We start from the raw sequence: 18,233 nt of genomic DNA, 5'->3' as shown, positions 1-18,233 counted from the left end.
TCGCAACGCGACAAGCTCCGGGTACGATGAAAATGTTGAACACTCATCGCCGACAGGCTTCGACATCACTGCCTTAGGGGGGCTGGTTGAGCACTTCAACTGGTGTCCACGAATTCTGTAGTCGGCTCAGCACCGCTTTGGCGCAGGAACCGACGCTGGCCAACCGGACGCACGTTCCCAAAGGCGGGACCGTCTACAATTCGGGTGACCGCGACCAGCGCATGTACATCGTCGAGGTCGGTCAGCTCAAGACCATGACCACCGCGGCGGACGGCAAGCAGTGCCTGCTCTCCATCCACACACCTCGTGACACGTTCGGCGAACTCGGTCTTCTCGACGGCCCGCGCCAGGAGACCGCGATCGCGATGAAGCACAGCGTGCTGCGACAGATCAACTACGCGAAGCTACTGGCCATACTGAGCGAAGACGACCTGATGAACCGCCATTTCACGCACTTCCTGATGAGCCGGATGCTCGACCAGCAGCTGACCATCACCCAACTGGTCACCATGGACAGCGAACACCGGCTCGCGGCCACCCTGCTGCGGATCGCGCGCAAGCTCGGCCGGCGGGCGCCCACCGGCGTCTACATCGACATCCGGCTGACCCAGGAGGACCTGTCGAGCATGGTCGGCACGACCCGCTCGCGGGTCGGGCTGTTCCTGAAGAACTTCCGGGAGAACCGGCTCGTCGACCCGCTGCCCGGCGGCTTCATGCTGGTGCGGGAGGAGGCGCTGGCCGCGTACGTGGAGCGCGACCTGGAGGCCAGCCTGACCGCGCCGGCGGTGCCGGAACAGGAGTGCCGGTCCGCGGCGAAACAGCACCAGTACGACCTCCGGCAGCCCGGCCCGCGACCCGCGAGCAGGCTGGGCACATCCACGATCGAGCGCCTTGGCTAGGCTGCGGCGCATTGCTACAATTCGGCCCGGAAATTACATGCTCATCAATGCACCTCACCTCCAAGGGGGATGAATGGCTGTCGGTCGCTGGGCCGCGGTGACCCTCGACTGCGCGAATATCGCGGAGTTGGTGGATTTCTACCGGGACGTCGCCGGACTGGACCCGGTGCACGTCACGGAGAAGGGCGCCTTCCTCGCCAACGGCGAAGGCGTCGCGCTCGCGATGCAGCGGGTGGACGACTACCGGGCTCCCGAGTGGCCGGCGCAGACCGTCCCCCAGCAGCTGCACCTGGACCTGGCCGTCGAGGACCTCGACAAGGCCGAGGCCGAGCTGCTGGCCCTGGGGGCGACGAAGCCCGCGGACCAGCCGGACGGGGCGAAGTGGCGGGTCTACCTCGACCCCGCCGGTCACCCGTTCTGCGCCTCGGTGTGGGACTGAGCACCGGAGTCCGTTCCACGGAAAGAGAAGAGACAACGTGAGCAACACCGCAACGGCATCCTTCACCCTGGACTCGTGGGACGAGGACGAGTGGCAGGAATCCCCTGACGGCATGAAGTTCTCACGCGCGAGCGTGACCAAGACGTTCAGCGGCGAGCTGGAAGGCACCAGCCGGGCGCAGTTCCTCTTCGCGTACGGCCAGGGCGGCGCGGGCTACGTCGGCCACGAGCGGTTGGACGTGGCCGTCAACGGCAACAAGGGCACGTTCGTCCTCCAGCACCAGGCGGTCGGCCTGATCAGCGACGAGGGGGGCGCGGAATGGCACATCGTGCCGGGCACGGGCACCGACGACCTCGCCGGGATCCAGGGCACTGCCACCATGCGCAAGCTGCCGGAGGGCGGCCACACGTTCACCCTGACCTACGAGATCCTGGACGAACTCGTCTGACCACGAGTCCCCGCGAGCGATCACCCGAGCCCCGCGACCGATGTCCACAGTGGACGAACGGTCGCGGGGTTCGACTTTTCCCGCCGGGCCAAGGAAGTCCACTGTGGACTCACGCCGGTCGGGTCAGCGGTGCAGGGCGGTCTCGTGCGCCATGTGCGAGAGCTTGTCCGGGTTGCGCACCGCGTAGAGCCCGGTGATCAGCCCGGCCTCGACGCACACCGCCAGGACGGTGTCGAGTTCGCCGTCGAGGTGCACCACCAGCGCCGGGTGGCCGTTGACCTCCGCCGGCCGCAACGACATCGCGCCGGGCACCCGGCCCAGGCCCCCGGCGATCAGCCGGGCCACCTTGTCCGCGCCCACGACCGGACGCAGCACCGCCTGCTTCACCCCGCCACCGTCGCCCAGCAGGACGGCGTCCGGCGCGAGGACGTCGAGCAGCCCTTGCAGGTCGCCGGTCTCCACCGCCCGCCGGAACGCCGCGAGCGCGTCGCGGGTCTCGGTCGGCGAAACCACCCCGCGCGGCCGGCGCGCCGCGACGTGCGACCGCGCCCGGTGCGCGATCTGGCGGACCGCGGCCGGGGTCTTCTCGACCGCCTCCGCGATCTCGTCGTAGTCCACGTCGAACACCTCGCGCAACACGAACACCGCGCGCTCGGTCGGCGTGAGCGTCTCCAGCACCAGCAACACCGCCATCGACACGCTGTCCGCCAACTCCACGTCCTCGGCCACGTCGGGCGCGGTCAGCAGCGGCTCGGGCAGCCACGAGCCGACGTAGGACTCCTTGCGCCGCCCCAACGTCCGCAGCCGGCCCAGCGCCTGGCGGGTGGTGATCCGGACCAGGTAGGCGCGCGGCTCCCGCACCGCGTCGAGGTCGACGCCCACCCACCGCAGCCAGGTCTCCTGCAGGACGTCCTCCGCGTCGGCGGCCGACCCCAACATCTCGTAGGCGACGGTGAACAGCAGGTTGCGGTGCGCCAGGAACGCCTCGGTGGCGGGGTCCGGACGTCCGCCCCGACCGCCGTCCCCCGGCACGACCCCCTCGGTGTCGGACATGGTGGCTCCTCTCCCCGACCGGCTTCGACTCCCCACGAGACACCGGCCGCGGCCGTTCTGTGACACCGGGACGCGGTGGCGTGCGTCACGGTCGCCCGGCTGTCACAGGGCCTCGGCCGCCGGCGTCTGGTGGTCGTCACGAACGACCCACGAGTGAGGACGACGTCATGGAAGCCCGGTTCAACCTGTTCGAGAACGAGACCGCCGCCAAGTTCGCCAAGCGATTCCTGAGCGCCGGCCTGGTGGTCGAGCAGTCGACGCTGCCGCGCGAGACCCAGGAGCTGGTGAAGATCCGGGCCAGCCAGATCAACGGCTGCGGCTTCTGCACCGACATGCACACCAAGGAGGCCATCGCGGCCGGCGAGACCCCGGTCCGGCTGCACCTGATCGCCGTCTGGCGGGAGGCGACCGTGTTCACCGGGGCCGAGCGCGCCGCGCTGGCGCTGGCCGAGGAGGGCACCCGACTGGCCGACGCCCACGTCGGCGTGTCGGACGAGACGTGGGCGAAGGTCCGCGAGCACTACGACGACGACCAGGTCGGCGCGCTGGTCTCGCTGGTCGCGCTGATCAACGCGGCCAACCGGATCAACGTGATCGTGCGCAGCCCGGCGGGCTCGTACGAGGCCGGCATGTACAGCGCGTTGAAGGGCTGAGGGGCTGACGGGCCGAAGGTCGGCCCGGCGCTCATCGCGGGAGCAGCCGCAGCGTGGCGTCGGCGGCCTGCTCCCCGGTGACCGGGCCGACGTACTGCTGCCCGAACCGGTCGTACTTCACGTGGTAGGCCGCGTCGACCTGGGTGGGGTCGGCCCTGCCCGGCGGGACGAAGTCGACGTCGCGCTCCACCCCGCCGGCCCGGATCCGGCCGTGGCCGGCGGCGACGGCCCGGCGGAACCACGGGTTGTCCACGCCGTGCGCGGAGCGGATGTAGACCTCGTCCCCGGTGGCGACGGTCCAGATGGTGACGTAGGGCCGCCGGGTGCCGTCGGCGCGGTAGGACGCGACCTCCAGTTCGGTCGCGTCGCCGATCCGGCGCAGTTCGTCGGGGGTCCAGTCGGTGGTCATGCGGTGCGCTCCTCCCGGTGGTGGTCGTCGAGCCCATGCTGCCCGCCGGGCGGCGGATCCGCCGCCCGGCGACCACCGGATCAGGCGATGGCGGGGCGGCGCAGGCCGGTCCCGGTGGCGACCTCGACCGCGTGCGCGAGCTGGAGCACGCCGAAGTCGTCGCCGGGCCGGCCCACGACCTGCAGGCCCACCGGCAGGCCGTCGTCGGTGAACCCGAACGGCACCGAGGCGGCCGGCAGGCCGGTGGCCGAGATCGACCAGCACGAGCGCATCCAGTCCAGGTAGGTCGTGCTCGGCACGCCCGCCACCTCGGGCGGGTACGGCAGTCGGACGTCGAACGGCGGCACCTGGCTGACCAGCGTGACCAGGAATTCGTGCCGCGCCAGGAACTCCCGCAGCCGGTGGTGCAGCCGGGTGCGGGCCAGTTCCGCGCGGGCGAGGTCCGCGCCGGTCAGCCCCTGCCCGACCCGGACGTTCCACGCCGCGCTCTCCCCGACGTGCTCGGGCCGGTCGCGCAGGGTGTCGCCGAGCGCCAGCGCGTAGTACCAGGCCCGCCAGAGCAGGAAGGCGTCCTCGGCGTCGGACAGGTCGGGGTGTTCGTGGCGGACCGCGCACCCCAGCGACGCCAGCACGTCCGGCCCGCCGGCCATCGCCGCGACCACCCGGGGGTCGACCGGCAGGCCGCCCAGGTCGGCCGACCACGCCACGGCGACACCGGAGAAGTCCCGCCGCAACGGCTCGGCGAATCGCTCCGGCGGCACCGCCGACGACAGCGGGTGGCGCGGGTCCGGCGGGCTGAGCACGCGCATCAGCAGGGCGACGTCCGGCACCGTGCGCGCCATCGGGCCCGCCGTGGCCAGGGTGAACCCGGCCGCGGCGGTCGGCCACGACGGCACCCGGCCCAGCGACGGGCGCAGGCCGACGACGTTGCAGAAGCTCGCCGGGTTGCGCAGCGAGCCGCCCATGTCGCTGCCGTCCGCGATCGGCACCATCCCGGTCGCCAGCGCCACGGCCGCGCCGCCGCTGCTCCCGCCGCACGTGCGGCTCGGGTCGTACGGGTTGAGCGTGGGGCCGAAGACCCGGTTGACCGTCTGCGACCCGGTCCCCCATTCGGGCGTGTTGGACTTGCCCACGGTCACCGCGCCCGCGCCCACCAGGCGTTCCACCACGAGCGAGTCGAAATCGGGCACGAAGTCGGCGTGCGCGGTCGAGCCGTAGGTGGTGCGGATGCCCTTGGTCTCGGTCAGGTCCTTGTGCACCACGGGCAGGCCGTGCAACGGTCCCAGCACCTCGCCGCGCACCACCGCGTCGTCGGCACGGGCGGCCAGCCGCCGGGCGTGGTCGGCGGCGAGGGTCACGACGGCGTTCACCACCGGGTTCACCCGGTCGATCCGGTCGAGGTGGGCATCGAGCACCTCGCGGGCCGACACCTCGCGGCGGACCATCATCGCGACCAGGTCCACGGCGGACGTAAAGCACAGATCGGACATCGCCCCGGTCTTCCTCCAGAGTCGGACGCGCGCCCGGCGGGTCCTACCCGCCCGCCGGGTCCCGCGAACGGTGCCAGGGCCCGCCCGACTCGTCCAGCACGACGTCACGGGGGGCAACCGGGGCGGATGTCCGGGAGATCTCGGACATCGGGGCGACGCCGGCTGCGCCGAGTGGTGGAATGGTCGACATCGGTGCCACGCGGTGGCGGAGTGCGCAGGGGGCGGGGACGTGGAGAGTGACCGGCCGGAACGCGGTCTGCTGGGCCGACTGTCGGGCAACACGGCGTCCGCGCTGCTCGCCCTCGGCGCGCCGGTCGCCTGGGATCCGGGCGCGACGGTGTTCCGCGAGGGGGCCGAGGACGGCCACGCCGCGCTCCTGCTGACCGGCGCGGTCACGGTGTGGGCGACCGGCGAGGAGGGCGGGCCGACGCTGCTGGCCGTGCGCTCGGCCGGCGACCTGGTCGGCGAGATGGCGGCGCTGGACGGCAAACCCCGGTCCGCGACGGTGACCGCGTGCGGCCGGGTCACCGCCCGGCTGATCCCGCAGCACCAGCTGCTCGACCTGCTCGACCGGCACCGGGGCGTGCTGGCCGAGCTGGCCAGGGCCAGCGTCGACCACCTGCGCTGGTCCAACGACCTGCGCCGGGCCATGCCGCACCACGCCTCGACCCGGATCGCCCGGGTGCTGGTGCACCTGGTCACCCGGCACGGCCGGCGCACCGCCGACGGCGGCTGGACGCTCGACCTGCCGCTGACCAACATCGAGCTGGCCTCGATCGCCGGGATGAAGCCCCGCACGGCCGAGAAGGCGTTCAGCGACCTGCGCGACTGCGGCGCGGTGCGGGCCAGCGCGCGCCGCATCGTCCTGGTCCCGGACCTGGCCCGGCTGGAGACGATCGCCGCGGGCCACCAGGCCGACCTCGACCGGACCGGCGGCTGAGGGCCGGGAGCACCCGGCAGGTCGGGCGGGGTCCCCGGATAGCGTGGGTTCGTGGGCAGTCCGGTGCTGTGGAGCGTGGTCGCCGCGTTGGCGGGCACGCTCGTCCTGGCGGCCCGGTGCACGGCGCGGGTCGCGGTCGCGGGCATGTCCGCGGTGCTGCTGGGCGGCGCCGGGCTGGCGGTCGCGGCCGGGGTGCCGGTGCGGATCGCGGCCGGCGGGTGCCTGGTCGCGGCCGGGGCGGTGGCCACCACGTGGGCGGCGGGGCGGTGGTGCCGGCGCTGGTGGGTCGTCCGGTCCGCGACGGCCGCGCACCGCGCCGCCGCGCCGGCGGTGCCCGGGACGGCGGCGGCGGCCGAGCGGGAACGGCTCGCGGCGGTGCTGCACGACGTGGCCGCGCACCGGTTGACCTCGATCGTGGTGTCGGCGGGCGCGGCGGCGCGGCTGGCCGACCCGGAGCTGACGGCCGAGGCGATCCGGCACGCCACCGTGCAGGGCAGGCGGGTCGTCGCCGAACTCGACCGGCTGGCCGAGGCGGGCCGCACGCCGCTCACCCTGCCCGAGGTGGACGCGGTCGCGGCCGGGTTCGCCGGGGTCGAGTACCGGCGCACGGTGGAGGACGCGCCGCCGGACGTGGTCTTCGCGGTGTACCGGGTGGTGTTGGAGGCGTTGACGAACGCGACCAGGTACGCGGCCGGCGCGGCCGTCCGGGTCGTGGTGGACGGCGGCGTGGACGAGGTGGTGGTGACGGTCGCCGACGACGGCGGGCGGGCGGCCGTCGTCGGCGTCGGGTCCGGCCGGGGGCTCGCGGGCCTGCGGTCGGCCGTGGCCGGGTGCGGCGGCGCGTTCCGGGCCGGGCCGGAGGGCACCGGGTGGGCGGTGCGGGCCCGGCTCCCGCTCGCGCCGCCCGCAGCGCGCGAGCGCCGGCCGCCGGCGGACTGGGTCGCGGTCGTGCTCGCGGCGGCCACCTCGATCGGTTTCCACCTGGTCTCGGACGACCAGCCGGACCCGCTGCGGTCGTGGCCGCCGAGCCTGGCGCTGTTCGCGGTCCTGGTGCCGCACGCGCTGTCGGTCGGGTTCCGGCACCGCGCGCCCGGCCGGGCTCTCGCGGTGGCGTTGGGCACTTTCCTCCTGTGGCTGGGTTTCGACCGGCTGTCGTGGGTCTCCGCGCCGGCCGCCGACGGGTTCCTGGTGCTGTGGTGGATGGAACTGCTGCTGGTGCGCACGATCGCCGCGACCCGGCCCGCGCGGTGGAGTTGGGCCGCGCCCTCGGCCGTCGCGGTCACGGGTGGTGTGGTGCTGGCGAGCGGGAGCGGCATCACCGGCAGCCGGCCCGCCGCCGCGCTGGTTCTCGGCGCGGCGCTCGCGGTCCCGGCGTTCGCGGTGTGGGCGGCCGGGTGGGGTGCCGCCAGGACGCGGCGGCGGCGGGCCGAGGCGCTGGCCCGCGCGCACGCCGACCTCGAACGCAGCGCGCGGGACGCGGCGCTGGGCGAGCACCGGCGGATCTCGGCCGGGGTGCGGCGGCACGCCCTCGGCCACGCGGCGGCGGTGGCGTCGGCCGCCGAGCAGGACCGGCTGGCCGTCGTGCTGGTGCGGGCGCGCGCCGGCCTGACCGCGCTGCGGCGGCTGCTGGCCGCCGAGGAGCCGGCGGACGTGCCGCCGACGCTCGCCGGGATCGCGGTGCTGGCCGAGCGGCGACGGGCCGGGCACCGCCGGGTCGGCGCGGCGCGGGCGGTGCCCCCGGTCGTGGACGTGACGGCGTTCCGGGCGGCCGAACTGCTGCTCGCCCCGGGGTCTTCGGTGACCGTCGCCTACCTGCCCACCGGAGTCGAGGTCGAGGTGGCGCACGCGCGGCCGGACCGGCGGGTGCGGGCGTTGGCCGACGCGGTCGGCGGCCGGGCCGCAGCGGGCCAGGGTGGCACGATACGGGTGTGGCTACCCGACCCGACCCCGTCACCGTGACCATCGCCGACGACGAGGCCATCGTCCGCGTCGGGATCGCCGCCGTCCTGGGTGCCGAGCCGGACATCACCGTGCTCGGGCAGGCCGCCGACGGCGACGCCGCCGTCCGGACCGCGCTCGACCTGCGCCCCGACGTGGCCGTGCTGGACATCCGGATGCGCGGGACGGACGGGATCGCCGCCGCCGCGCGGATCGCCGCCGGTGCCCCGGCGGTGAGGGTGCTGATGCTGACCACGTTCGGCCAGGACGACTACGTGTTCGCCGCGCTGCGCGCGGGCGCGGCGGGCTTCCTGCTCAAGGACGCCCCGCCCGCGCGGATCGTGGACGCCGTGCGGATCGTGGCGGGCGGCGGCGCGGTGATCGACCCGGGCGTGACCGGGCCGCTCCTCGACCACTTCCGGGCGGCGGTGCCCCCGGGCCCGGGGCCGGCCGGGCTCACGCCGCGCGAGACCACCGTGCTGACCCACCTCGCGGCCGGGCTGTCCAACGCGGAGATCGCCGACGCCGTGGGCCTGCGCGCCGCGACGGTGAAGGACCACGTCGCCGCCATCCTCGACAAGCTCGGCGTGCGCAACCGGGTGCAGGCCGCCGTGGCGGCCTACCGGAGCGGGCTCGTCCGCCCCGGGTCGTAGTGGACCCCCGCCGGTCGGCGGGGTCGGCAACACCGCCCCGGACGGACGCGCCGGACCGGCCGGCCTCCCTAGGTTCCTTGTCGTGCAACGGATCATCCTTCGCCGCATCGCCGGTTCGGCGCTGCTGGCACTGGCCGTCGTGGTCCCCCTCGGCGCGGCGGCCCTGACGTTCCTCGCGGTCGCGTCGGCCACCGCGAGCATCCCGGTCGTCACGACCGCCGCGGCGGTGGTGCTCGCCGGCACCGCGTTCCTGTCGGCCTGGGCGGGTTTCGCGACGTTCGGCGTCCGCCGGGGTCGCCGGGCGGCGCTCGGGTTCAGCGGGGCCGCCACGGTCCTGGTCGGCGTCCTCGCCGCGGTCACCGTCTTCGCGCCCGGCCCGGTGGTGCCGGGCGCGCCGCCGCCCGCCGGCGTCCGGTTCTGGGACCTGCCGACCGGTTCGCGCATCGCCTACCAGCACGCGCCCGCCACCGGGACCGCGAAGCCGACCCCGGTCGTGTTCCTGCACGGCGGGCCCGGCACGCCCGGCGAGGGCATCCCGGCCGCCGGGCGCGCGCTGGCCGCCGAGGGCTACGACGTCTACACCTACGACCAGGTCGGGGCCGGCCGTTCCACCCGGCTGGCCGACGTCACCGAGTACACCGTGGCCCGCCAGGTGGACGACCTGGAGGCGATCCGGGCGACCATCGGAGCCGACCGGTTCGTCCTCGTCGGGCAGTCCTGGGGCGGCTCGCTGACCGCGCAGTACCTGGCCGCGCACCCCGACCGGGTGGCGAAGGCGGTGATCACCTCGCCCGGACCGATCTGGCGGGGCGAGATCACCGGCGACGCCGACGAGGGGACGCCGTGGAAGGAGTCGCCGGACCTCTCGCCCCGCGCCCTCGCGATGTTCCTGATGCTCGACGACGGGCCACGGGCCGCCCACGCGCTGGTGCCCGACGCCGAGGCGGACACCTGGATGCACGAACTCGCGCTGACCGGCCGCGACTCGGCCGGCTGCCCCGGCCAACCCTCGGCCCCGCCGCACGGCAACATGCAGGGCTTCTACGTCAACCAGCTCACCAACGCCGACTTCGCCCGGATCCCCGACCCGCGCCCGGCCCTGCGCCGGGTCGCCGTGCCGACGCTCATCATGCGCGGCGAGTGCGATTTCGTGACCTGGCCGATCACCCGCGACTACCGCCGCACCCTGCCCGCGTCGAAGCTGGTGTACGTGCGCGGTGCCGGGCACGCGATCGCCGGCAACCAGCCCGCCGCCTACCTGGCCCTGCTCCGGGCGTTCCTGTCCGACGCCCCGCTCCCGCTGCCGGACCACGCCACCGACGAACCGCCGCGCTGACCGCGGACGGGTCGCCTTCCCCGGCCGGGGAAGGCGACCCGCTCGCGGTGCCGCGGTCGGGTCAGCAGGAGGTGAAGCTGCACTGGTCGGGCTGGTTCCCGCTGATCCGGTCGCCCTTCAGCTCGATCGACGGCGGGTCGGGCACGTACCAGGACGCGCCGACGCCGCCCCCGGTCCCCCGGTCGCCGGGACTGCCGTCGTGGCCACCGGTCGCACGGCTCGGCGCGCCCTTGCCGCCGTCGCCGGTGGCGTTCGCGGTGACGGTCAGGTCTTCCAGGTGCGCGCCGCGCTTCTTGCTCACGTGGACGCCCGCGCCGCTGCCGCTGCGCCCTCCGCTGCCGCCGTGCCCGAGCCGCAGGTCGGAGCCGCCGCGCCCGCTCGCGCCGCCGTCCGCGCCGTGGCCGGTGCGGTTGCCGGCGATCCGGCCGCCGGCGAGCCACGCCACCGGGTTCGCCGGGCCCGAGCCGAGCTGGATCCCACCGCCGTCACCGCTGCCGCCACCGACCGCGCCGCTGCCCGCCAGGCCGTCCGGCGCGCCGCCGTCACCGCCGCGCCCGCCCGCGCCGCCGTTGCCGGTGTGGTTGTCCACGACGGTCGCCCGTTCGAGGGTGACCGGGCCGTCCGCGTACGCCGCGATGCCGCCGCCGTGGCCGCCCGACCCGCCGGAGCGGGACTCCCGCCCACCCCAGATCCCGCCGCCGGCGCCGCCCGTGACGCCGCGCCCACCCGCGCCCGCGTCACCCGAGGGGCCGCCGTCCCCGGTGGCGTTGCGCCGGATCGCGGTGTCGGCGACGGTGAGCACGCCGCTGCTGCCGATCGCGCCGCCGTCGCCGCCCGCGCCGCCGAAGCCCATCTTCCCGCCCCGGCCACCGGGTCCGCCGGTGGCGGCACCGCCCGCCGCCCCGTTCGCACCCGCGCCGCCCTGGCCGGTCCGGTTGCCTTCGAGCGTGCTGCCGATCACGGAGGTGTTGCCGCCGGCGGCGATCGCGCCGCCGGAACCACCGCTCCCGCCGTCACCGCCCTCGCCGCCGTCCGCGCCGGCCGCCGGGGCCGCACCCCCGGCACCGCCCCGCGCCCCGCGCCCGGTGGCGTTGTCCTTCAGCACGGACTGGCGCACGATCAGCGTCCCGGTGCTGGACACCGCGCCGCCGTCGCCGCCGGAACCCCCGGAGGCACCGGGCTGCCCGGCCCCGGCGGGCGCGCCGTCACCGGTCCGGTTGCCCGCCAGCGTCGACCGCGCCACCAGCACCTGGCCCGCGCTGTCGATCGCGCCGCCGGAGCCGCCCGGCGCGCCGGGCGCGGCCCCGTCGGCGGTGTGCCCGCCGGTCACCGTGATCCCGTCGAGGGTCAGCGAACCGCCCTGCGCCACCTGGAAGATCCGGAACCGGGGTGCGCGCGGGTCGCGCCGGATGGTGGTGTTGCGCCCGGTGAGGGTGAGCGAGTCGGTGACGACCGGGAGACCGTTCGCGCCGATCGGTTGGTCCAGCGTGTAGGTGCAGTCCGGCGCGAGCGCGTACTGCCCGGTGTCGCCGACCGCCTTGATCAGCGCGGCCGGGTCGCACGGGACCGTGATCGCGGCCGATGCGGGCACGCCGACCAGCCCGAACCCCGCGACGAGCACAGCGGCACCGCAAATCCGTGCGAGCATGGCCTCTCCCCCTTCGTCCGCGATCCCTCCACCCTGGTCCGGACCGCGCACCCCGGGAAGCCACGGAACGGCCGAATCCCGTTGCGCCGGGCAAGATCCGGCGGTATTCCACGCTGCCCGGCCACAGTCCACTGTGCACACAGCGAACCGGGGCACCAGGCAGGCGGAACGGGGTGGAGGGGTTCCGGCGACAGCGGCGACCGGACGGTGGCCCCGACCTCGCCGGACGTCGGCGCGGTGGTGCTCCCGCGCGCGGCGGAGGACACTGCACGAAGGCGGTGTCGCACCCGTCCGAGCCGACCCAAACGTCCACAGTGGACACTTATTGTGGTGGCGACCCGACGACCTGGCCTCCGGACTCGCGCGGGGCGGTCCGTCGAAACCGCCTCGGGCCGGCCGGGTCCGGTTCGAACGGCGGGAGGACCACACGTGAAAGCGCTCATCACCAACGACGACGGGATCGACGCCCCCGGGCTCGCGGCCCTGGCCCGTGGCGCGCTGGAGCACGGGTGGACGACCGTCGTCGCCGCGCCCGCGCACGAGTCCAGCGGGACCGGTGCGGGCCTGACCGCCGCCGAGGACGAACGCCGGGTGGCGGTGCGGGCCCGGACGTTGGCCGGGTTGCCGGACGTGCCCGCCTACGCGGTGGCCGCGCACCCCGCCTTCATCGCACTGGCCGCCGCCCGGGGCGCGTTCGGCGGCCCGCCGGACATCGTGCTGTCCGGCGTGAACCGGGGCGCGAACGTCGGCCGCGCGATCCTGCACTCCGGCACCGTCGGCGCGGCCCTGACCGCGTCCCTGCACGGCGCGCGCTCGATGGCCGTCTCGCTCGACGTCGGTCCGGCACCGGGCGTGGCGCACTGGGCCGCGGCGGTCGCGGTGGCGATGGGCCTGTTCGACCGGCTCGCCGCCCTGCCGCCGGGGACGGCGCTCAACCTCAACGTGCCCGACCGCCCCCTGGCCGGCCCGCCGCGCCGGGCGTCCCTGGCCGAGTTCGGCGCGGTCCGCAGCCGGGTCGAGGAGGCCGCCGACGGGGCGATCACGCTCACGTCGGTGGTCGTGGCCGGCGAACTGCCGCCCGGCAGCGACGCGGCCCTGCTCGCCGCCGGGCACCCGACGGTGACCCCGCTGCGGTCGGTGTCCGAGGACCTCGACTTGACGTGGTGACGGGGCCCGTCGAGCGGAAGACCCCGGCCCCGCGAGACGGGGCCGGGGTCCGGCACTGCTCCTGGCCGGAAGCGACCGGCCCGTCAGACCCGGCCGGTCGCTCCTGGCGCACCACGTCCGGCGAACCGCTGCCGGCGTGGCCGCTTCGTGCCTACTTCTTCTGCCAGGCGTACATGTTCCAGGTGACGCCACCACCGAGGCCGATGTAGGAGATCGGGGTGATGTCCGCCGAGCTGGCCGAGAAGTCCGTCAGCTGGAACAGCGGGACGCTCGCCAGGTCGTTGCGCATCTCCTTGTCGACGTCGTTCATCATCTTGGTGCGCTTCTGGAAGTCCAGCTCGCCGTTGGCGGCCTTCCACTGCTCGGTCACGACGGCCGAGTCGTAGTTGTTGTAGTTCGCCGTGCCGCCCTTGTCCTTCTGGGCGTAGTTGCCGTACGCACCGGCCTTCAGCGGCTGGCCGACCCACGCGAACAGCGCGGCGTCGAACTCCGACGCCGGGAGGCGCTTGTCGTTGAAGTCGGCGGCCTGGTCGTCGACGATCTCGATACCGGCCTGGCGGCACTTGTCCTGCAGGATGCGGACCGTGTCCGAGCGGCGCTGCACCGTCTTGTGGCCCAGCTTGAACGACGCCCGGTACTCGCCCTTGGCGTAGATGCCGTCGGCGCCCTGCTTCCAGCCGGCGTCCTCCAGCGTCTTCTTCGACGCGGCGACGTCACCGTTGCCCGTGTCGCTGTAGTGGTCCTCGTAGCCGACCTCGTTGGGCATGAACACCAGGCTGCCCAGCGGCTTGGCGTTCTGGTCGACGTCCTTGACCAGCTTCTCGACCAGGTCCTGACGGTCGAAGCACTGCGCGATCGCGGTCCGCAGCTCCTTGTTGTTCTTGAACAGCGGGCGCGCCATGTTGAAGTCGACGTGCTCGTAGGTCTGGCCACCGGCGGCGTACACGTTGAACGCGCTGTCGCCGCGCAGCTGCTGCGCCACCGCGGCGTCGGCCTGCGGCGCGATCACCACGACTTCCTTGTTCTGGAGCTGCTGCGCCGCGGACTGCGGGTCCGAGTTGGTCTTGAGCACGACCTTCGACGCGGAGGGCTTCTCGCCCCACCACTTCGGGTTGCGCACGAGGACCGTCTGGTCCTTCAGGTCCGAGGACTCGATCAGGTACGGGCCACCGGAGAGCGCGACCGAGGCGTCGAAGCCCAGCCAGCCCTTGGTGTAGAACTCCGCGACCTTCTTCACCGTGTCGTCGTTCTGCGACGGCAGCACCTTGGTGATGTCCGCGACGCCGGTCTTCTCCTCCAGCAGGTGCGACGGGAGCAGGCTGTCGCTGCCGATCTGGGAGAACAGCGCGCGGTAGTCCGCGAACGGCTTGTCCTTGAAGAACGAGGTCGTGATCGTCTTGTCCTCGTTCGAGCACTCCAGCTTCTCGATGTTCTCGTAGCCGGTCGGCGAGGTGTCGAAGATCGACGCCTCGGAGCCGTCCTCGCCCTTCGTCGTCGCCTTGCTCGTCGCGGCCAGCCACTTGAGGTGGAAGTCACCGCAGTCGATCGGCTTCCCGTCCGACCAGACCGCCGCCTTGTTGACCTTCCACTCGATGACCTGCGGGTCGGTCGAGGTGACCTTGATCGACTCCATCAGGTCGCCGTCGACCTTGATGACGAACTTGCCGTCGACCAGGTCGAGGATGTACGGCGAAGGCTGCACGTTCGACAGCGCGATGGTGCTGGAGAAGTTGTTCGTCGCGCCGAGGTTGTTGTTGTAGTTGTGGAAGTTCTCCTCGATCGCGACCGCGATCTCACCGATGTCGTCCACCTTGGGACGCTTGAACAGCTCGTCCTGACCACCGATCTTGCCGGGGTCGGAGTTCTGGAGGGGCCCCTGGTCACCAGTCCCGTCGCCGCCGCTGCCGCACGCCCCCAACAGCAACGACGCGCACGCGAGCAGCGCGAGCCCCGATACCGCCCTTGATCGCCTCATTGATCTGCACCCTCCCCGTGCCGGCCGCGACACAATCGGTCGAATTGCCGCAAGTCGGCCACGAACACTGCATACACAAACGAGATGACCTTAGCACCGCCTCGCTGTGACGCATTCGACGCGGATGACGGGCGCTCGCGCACCTGACAAGTACCGAGCCTTACCGGCAAGCATTCGTGCAGGTCAGAACGTGTTTTTCGAGGTCCGCGCGACCGCTCGTGACAAGTGTCAGGCAACGATGTTCGGACATTCCTCGCCGATCCCGGACAACCTGCGCCAACACCGGCGACCCGGTACCCTGCCGACCCGGCGCGTACCCGACACGTCACCGACCGTCGCTAACCGCGTCGAATTACCCACTCCCGGGCGACCCTGAATGTGATTTCCCACACCGCTCTCCCGGATATTAACTTCACAGAGCTGCGGCCACCGTTTCGACCGCCCCCTTCCGGCATCCCCACTCGATCACCCGGCGACCGGCGGGCCGACCCCAGATGCGCCCCGGCCCGGAATCCGTCACCACCGCACGACCGGTTCGGCGAAAGCCGCCGCCCATTTCACCCGGTAACGGGCGCGTCGCGCGGTCGGGTCGTGCCGGTGCTCCCGTGGCGGTGGATCGACGGCCTGGCGCACCTCACAACGGATCCTCGCCGACCACCCCCGCGACGACCGGGAAGGCGGCGACCGGCAGGTCCGCCACGCGCGCAACAGGCCAGGGTCGCTACTGGGCAGAGTCGCTACTGAGCAGCCGCCGCACAACCAGGTTCCCGACGCGGCCGACGCACCGACCCGTCACGGATTCGCGCCCGGAGCCGGCCCGCCGATCGCGTCGAGGCAGCGCCGCGCCTGTCGCCGCAACGCCCCGGCGAGTTCGGGCGGGCCGCTGACCAGCGTGAAGTCGGTCTGCACCGAGGTGATCATCCACACCAGGTCGGCGGGCGTCTCGGCACCGACGTGCAGCAGGCAACCGCGGTCGTCGACCGCCTCCACCGCGCCCATGCCCGGCCACACCCGGTCGGCGACGGCCTCGGCCGACTCGTGCAGGACGACCGTCGCCCGGCACGCCCACGCCCGGGCCGAGAGCTGGTGCGCCAGGTAGGTCGCCACGTCCTCGTACGGCAGTTCGCGCGGCGCGAAGCGCGGGCCGGCGGGGGGACGCGGGTCGAGGCGGTCGACCCGGAAGGTGCGCCAGTCGTCGCGGTCGACGTCGAAGGCGACCAGGTACCAGTGCCGGCCGAAGTTGACCAGGCGGTGCGGCTCGGCGATCCGGCGGGACGCACCGCCGCGCGGGCTGGTGTAGTCGAAGCGCAGCCGCTCGTGCCGGCGGCAGGCGTCGGCGATGGTCATCAGGGTGTCCGCCGAGACCTGCGGGCCCGGTGCCACCCCGGCGCGCACGGTCGCGGTCTGCAAGGTGCGCACCCGGTGGCGCAGCCGGGACGGGAGCACGTGCTCCAGTTTGGTGAGCGCGCGCGACGCCGTGTCCTCGATGCCCGCGACCGAACTGCTCGTGGCGGTGCGCAGCCCCACCGCGACGGCCACGGCTTCGTCGTCGTCGAGCAGCAGCGGCGGCAGGGACGCGCCCGCGCCGAGCCGGTAGCCGGGCGTGCCCTGGAGCGCGTGCACCGGGTAGCCCAGGTCGCGCAGCCGCTCCACGTCCCGCCGCACGGTCCGCGTCGTCACGCCGAGGCGTTCGGCCAGGTCGGTGCCCGACCAGTCGCGGTGGGCCTGGAGCAGCGACAGGAGCTTCAGCAGTCTCGCGGAGGTCTCCGGCATGGTCCCCATCCTGCCCGGTGCTTAGGACCGAACCTGTCCTAAGGGCTTCCTAGCGTGGTCGGCATGACACAGGACATCCGCCCCTTCTCCGTCGACATCGCGCAGGCCGACCTGGACGACCTGGCCGCCCGGCTGGCCGCCACCCGGTGGCCCGCCGAACTGCCCGGCGTCGGCTGGAGCCGGGGTGTACCGGTCGACTACCTGCGGGAACTCGCGGAGTACTGGCGCAGCGGCTTCGACTGGCGGGCGCAGGAGGCCGCGCTGAACGCGCACCCGCAGCACGTCACCACGATCGACGGCCAGCGCCTGCACTTCCTGCACGTGCGCTCGCCGGAGCCGGGGGCCACTGCCCTGGTCCTGCTGCACGGCTGGCCGGGCGGGGTGACCGACTTCCTGGACGTGATCGGGCCGCTGTCGGACCCCCGTGCGCACGGCGGCGACCCGGCCGACGCCTTCCACCTGGTGATCCCGTCGTTGCCGGGCTTCGGCTTCTCCACGCCACTGGCCGGACCGGGCGTGAACGCCGCGACGATGGCCGGGCTGATCGCCCGGCTGATGGCGGCGCTCGGGTACGGGCGCTACGGCGTGCAGGGGTACGACACCGGGTCGTGGGTCGGGCCGGAGATCGGCAAGCAGGACCCGGAGCACGTGCTCGGCGTGCACCTCAACGCGGTGATCGCGTTCCCCATCGGCGTCGAGGGCGAGCTGGACGACCTCCCCGAAGCCGACCGGCGGCGGTGGGCCGCGATGCAGGACTTCAACGACGGCTACCTCCAGTGCAACTCCAAGCGCCCGCAGACGGTGGCCTACGGCCTGCACGACTCGCCGGTCGGGCAGCTCGCGTGGATCGTGGAGAAGTACAAGGAGCTGACCATGCCGGAGGACGGCCTGCCGGAGCAGAGCGTGGACCGCGACCGGATGCTGGCCACCGTCTCGCTGTACTGGTTCACCGGCACGGCGGGCTCCTCGGCCCAGATCTACTACGAGGAGATCTCCGCGAACGACTGGAGCGCCGGGTCCGCCGACTGGGCCGCTGAACCCGCCGCGCCCACGGTGCCCACGGGCGTGCTGGTGTCCGCGCACGACGTCACCGTGCGCCGTTGGGTCGAGCGCGACCACAACGTGGTGCACTGGAAGGAACTCGACCACGGCGGGCACTTCCTCGCCCTCGAAGCCCCCGAGACGCTGGTCGAGGACGTGCGGGCGTTCTTCCGGAAGGTCCGCTGAGGCGGGCGGACCGCTCGCCGACCGGGACGTGGGGCAGGCGCGGCCCGCCTGTGCGAGATCTCACGTTCGCCGCCCCCGGCGTGGACCACACCGTCCTCTTCGGACGGTGACCGGGCCGGGTGCGGCGCGACCGCAGTAGCCGATCGGCGGCGAACGGTGGACCGGACCGGTTCCGCGACCCGGGT

Annotated in this window: 16 protein-coding genes; 10 read left to right on the top strand and 6 right to left on the bottom strand. The window is 73.7% G+C overall.

The features are described 5' to 3' along the window. Positions 1-86 precede the first annotated feature (86 nt). The 3 genes from AC0HI0_RS08910 to AC0HI0_RS08900 all read left to right on the top strand — a co-directional run bounded on the left by AC0HI0_RS08910 (position 87) and on the right by AC0HI0_RS08900 (position 1,786). Entirely contained in the window at positions 87-899 is an 813-nt protein-coding gene (locus AC0HI0_RS08910) for a Crp/Fnr family transcriptional regulator (protein WP_480931809.1), read from the top strand. Positions 900-972: 73 nt separating this feature from the next. Then, positions 973-1,338, top strand: a complete 366-nt coding sequence (locus tag AC0HI0_RS08905) for a VOC family protein (protein WP_480931808.1) — start codon at positions 973-975, stop codon at positions 1,336-1,338. A gap of 37 nt (positions 1,339-1,375) precedes the next feature. Further along, a complete protein-coding gene (locus AC0HI0_RS08900; protein ID WP_480931807.1) occupies positions 1,376-1,786 on the top strand; it encodes a DUF3224 domain-containing protein in 411 nt (136 codons plus the stop codon). A gap of 123 nt (positions 1,787-1,909) precedes the next feature. On the opposite strand, the gene AC0HI0_RS08895 is transcribed toward AC0HI0_RS08900, so the two are convergent. Next, a complete protein-coding gene (locus AC0HI0_RS08895; RefSeq protein ID WP_480931806.1) occupies positions 1,910-2,839 on the bottom strand; it encodes an RNA polymerase sigma-70 factor in 930 nt (309 codons plus the stop codon). Positions 2,840-3,006: 167 nt separating this feature from the next. Here AC0HI0_RS08895 and AC0HI0_RS08890 point away from each other — a divergent pair, with 167 nt between their 5' ends. Further along, entirely contained in the window at positions 3,007-3,492 is a 486-nt protein-coding gene (locus AC0HI0_RS08890; RefSeq protein ID WP_480931805.1) for a carboxymuconolactone decarboxylase family protein, read from the top strand. Between the two features lie 31 nt (positions 3,493-3,523). On the opposite strand, the gene AC0HI0_RS08885 is transcribed toward AC0HI0_RS08890, so the two are convergent. Both AC0HI0_RS08885 and AC0HI0_RS08880 read right to left on the bottom strand, forming a co-directional pair. Then, complete coding sequence (locus AC0HI0_RS08885) at positions 3,524-3,901, bottom strand: DUF2255 family protein (RefSeq protein ID WP_480931804.1); 378 nt, start codon at positions 3,899-3,901, stop codon at positions 3,524-3,526. A gap of 80 nt (positions 3,902-3,981) precedes the next feature. Then, positions 3,982-5,391, bottom strand: coding sequence for an amidase (locus AC0HI0_RS08880; protein WP_480931803.1), 1,410 nt, complete (start codon positions 5,389-5,391; stop codon positions 3,982-3,984). A 229-nt stretch (positions 5,392-5,620) separates the two neighbouring features. On the opposite strand from AC0HI0_RS08880, the gene AC0HI0_RS08875 reads away from it, so the two are divergent. The 4 genes from AC0HI0_RS08875 (at position 5,621) to AC0HI0_RS08860 (ending at position 10,258) form a co-directional block, all read left to right on the top strand. Then, positions 5,621-6,331 (top strand): Crp/Fnr family transcriptional regulator, encoded by a 711-nt coding sequence (locus tag AC0HI0_RS08875; protein WP_480931802.1) that lies wholly within the window; start codon positions 5,621-5,623, stop codon positions 6,329-6,331. Positions 6,332-6,382: 51 nt separating this feature from the next. Further along, on the top strand, positions 6,383-8,290 hold the full coding sequence (locus tag AC0HI0_RS08870) for a sensor histidine kinase (RefSeq protein ID WP_480931801.1): 1,908 nt from the start codon (positions 6,383-6,385) through the stop codon (positions 8,288-8,290). Further along, positions 8,260-8,922, top strand: a complete 663-nt coding sequence (locus AC0HI0_RS08865) for a response regulator (RefSeq protein WP_480931800.1) — start codon at positions 8,260-8,262, stop codon at positions 8,920-8,922. Before AC0HI0_RS08870 ends, AC0HI0_RS08865 begins: the two co-directional genes overlap by 31 nt. Before the next feature lie 82 nt (positions 8,923-9,004). Further along, on the top strand, positions 9,005-10,258 hold the full coding sequence (locus tag AC0HI0_RS08860) for an alpha/beta fold hydrolase (RefSeq protein WP_480931799.1): 1,254 nt from the start codon (positions 9,005-9,007) through the stop codon (positions 10,256-10,258). A 61-nt stretch (positions 10,259-10,319) separates the two neighbouring features. On the opposite strand, the gene AC0HI0_RS08855 is transcribed toward AC0HI0_RS08860, so the two are convergent. Then, on the bottom strand, positions 10,320-11,906 hold the full coding sequence (locus AC0HI0_RS08855; protein WP_480931798.1) for a hypothetical protein: 1,587 nt from the start codon (positions 11,904-11,906) through the stop codon (positions 10,320-10,322). Positions 11,907-12,335: 429 nt separating this feature from the next. Between AC0HI0_RS08855 and surE the strand changes: the two genes are divergently transcribed. Continuing rightward, positions 12,336-13,073, top strand: coding sequence for a 5'/3'-nucleotidase SurE (surE, locus tag AC0HI0_RS08850; RefSeq protein ID WP_480931797.1), 738 nt, complete (start codon positions 12,336-12,338; stop codon positions 13,071-13,073). A gap of 151 nt (positions 13,074-13,224) precedes the next feature. Here surE and AC0HI0_RS08845 read toward each other — a convergent pair whose 3' ends face one another. Both AC0HI0_RS08845 and AC0HI0_RS08840 read right to left on the bottom strand, forming a co-directional pair. Next, complete coding sequence (locus AC0HI0_RS08845) at positions 13,225-15,048, bottom strand: ABC transporter family substrate-binding protein (RefSeq protein WP_480931796.1); 1,824 nt, start codon at positions 15,046-15,048, stop codon at positions 13,225-13,227. A 792-nt stretch (positions 15,049-15,840) separates the two neighbouring features. Next, the gene (locus AC0HI0_RS08840; protein WP_480931795.1) at positions 15,841-16,821 is read right to left on the bottom strand and encodes a helix-turn-helix transcriptional regulator; all 981 of its coding nucleotides are present in this window, start codon (positions 16,819-16,821) and stop codon (positions 15,841-15,843) included. A 63-nt stretch (positions 16,822-16,884) separates the two neighbouring features. On the opposite strand from AC0HI0_RS08840, the gene AC0HI0_RS08835 reads away from it, so the two are divergent. Continuing rightward, positions 16,885-18,048, top strand: a complete 1,164-nt coding sequence (locus AC0HI0_RS08835; protein ID WP_480931794.1) for an epoxide hydrolase family protein — start codon at positions 16,885-16,887, stop codon at positions 18,046-18,048. Positions 18,049-18,233: the final 185 nt, after the last annotated feature.

The sequence above is a fragment of the Saccharothrix sp. NBAS 001 genome (assembly GCF_056640475.1).
The sequence above is the reverse complement of the archived record's forward strand: the minus strand, read 5'-3'. Positions and strand labels throughout refer to the sequence as shown.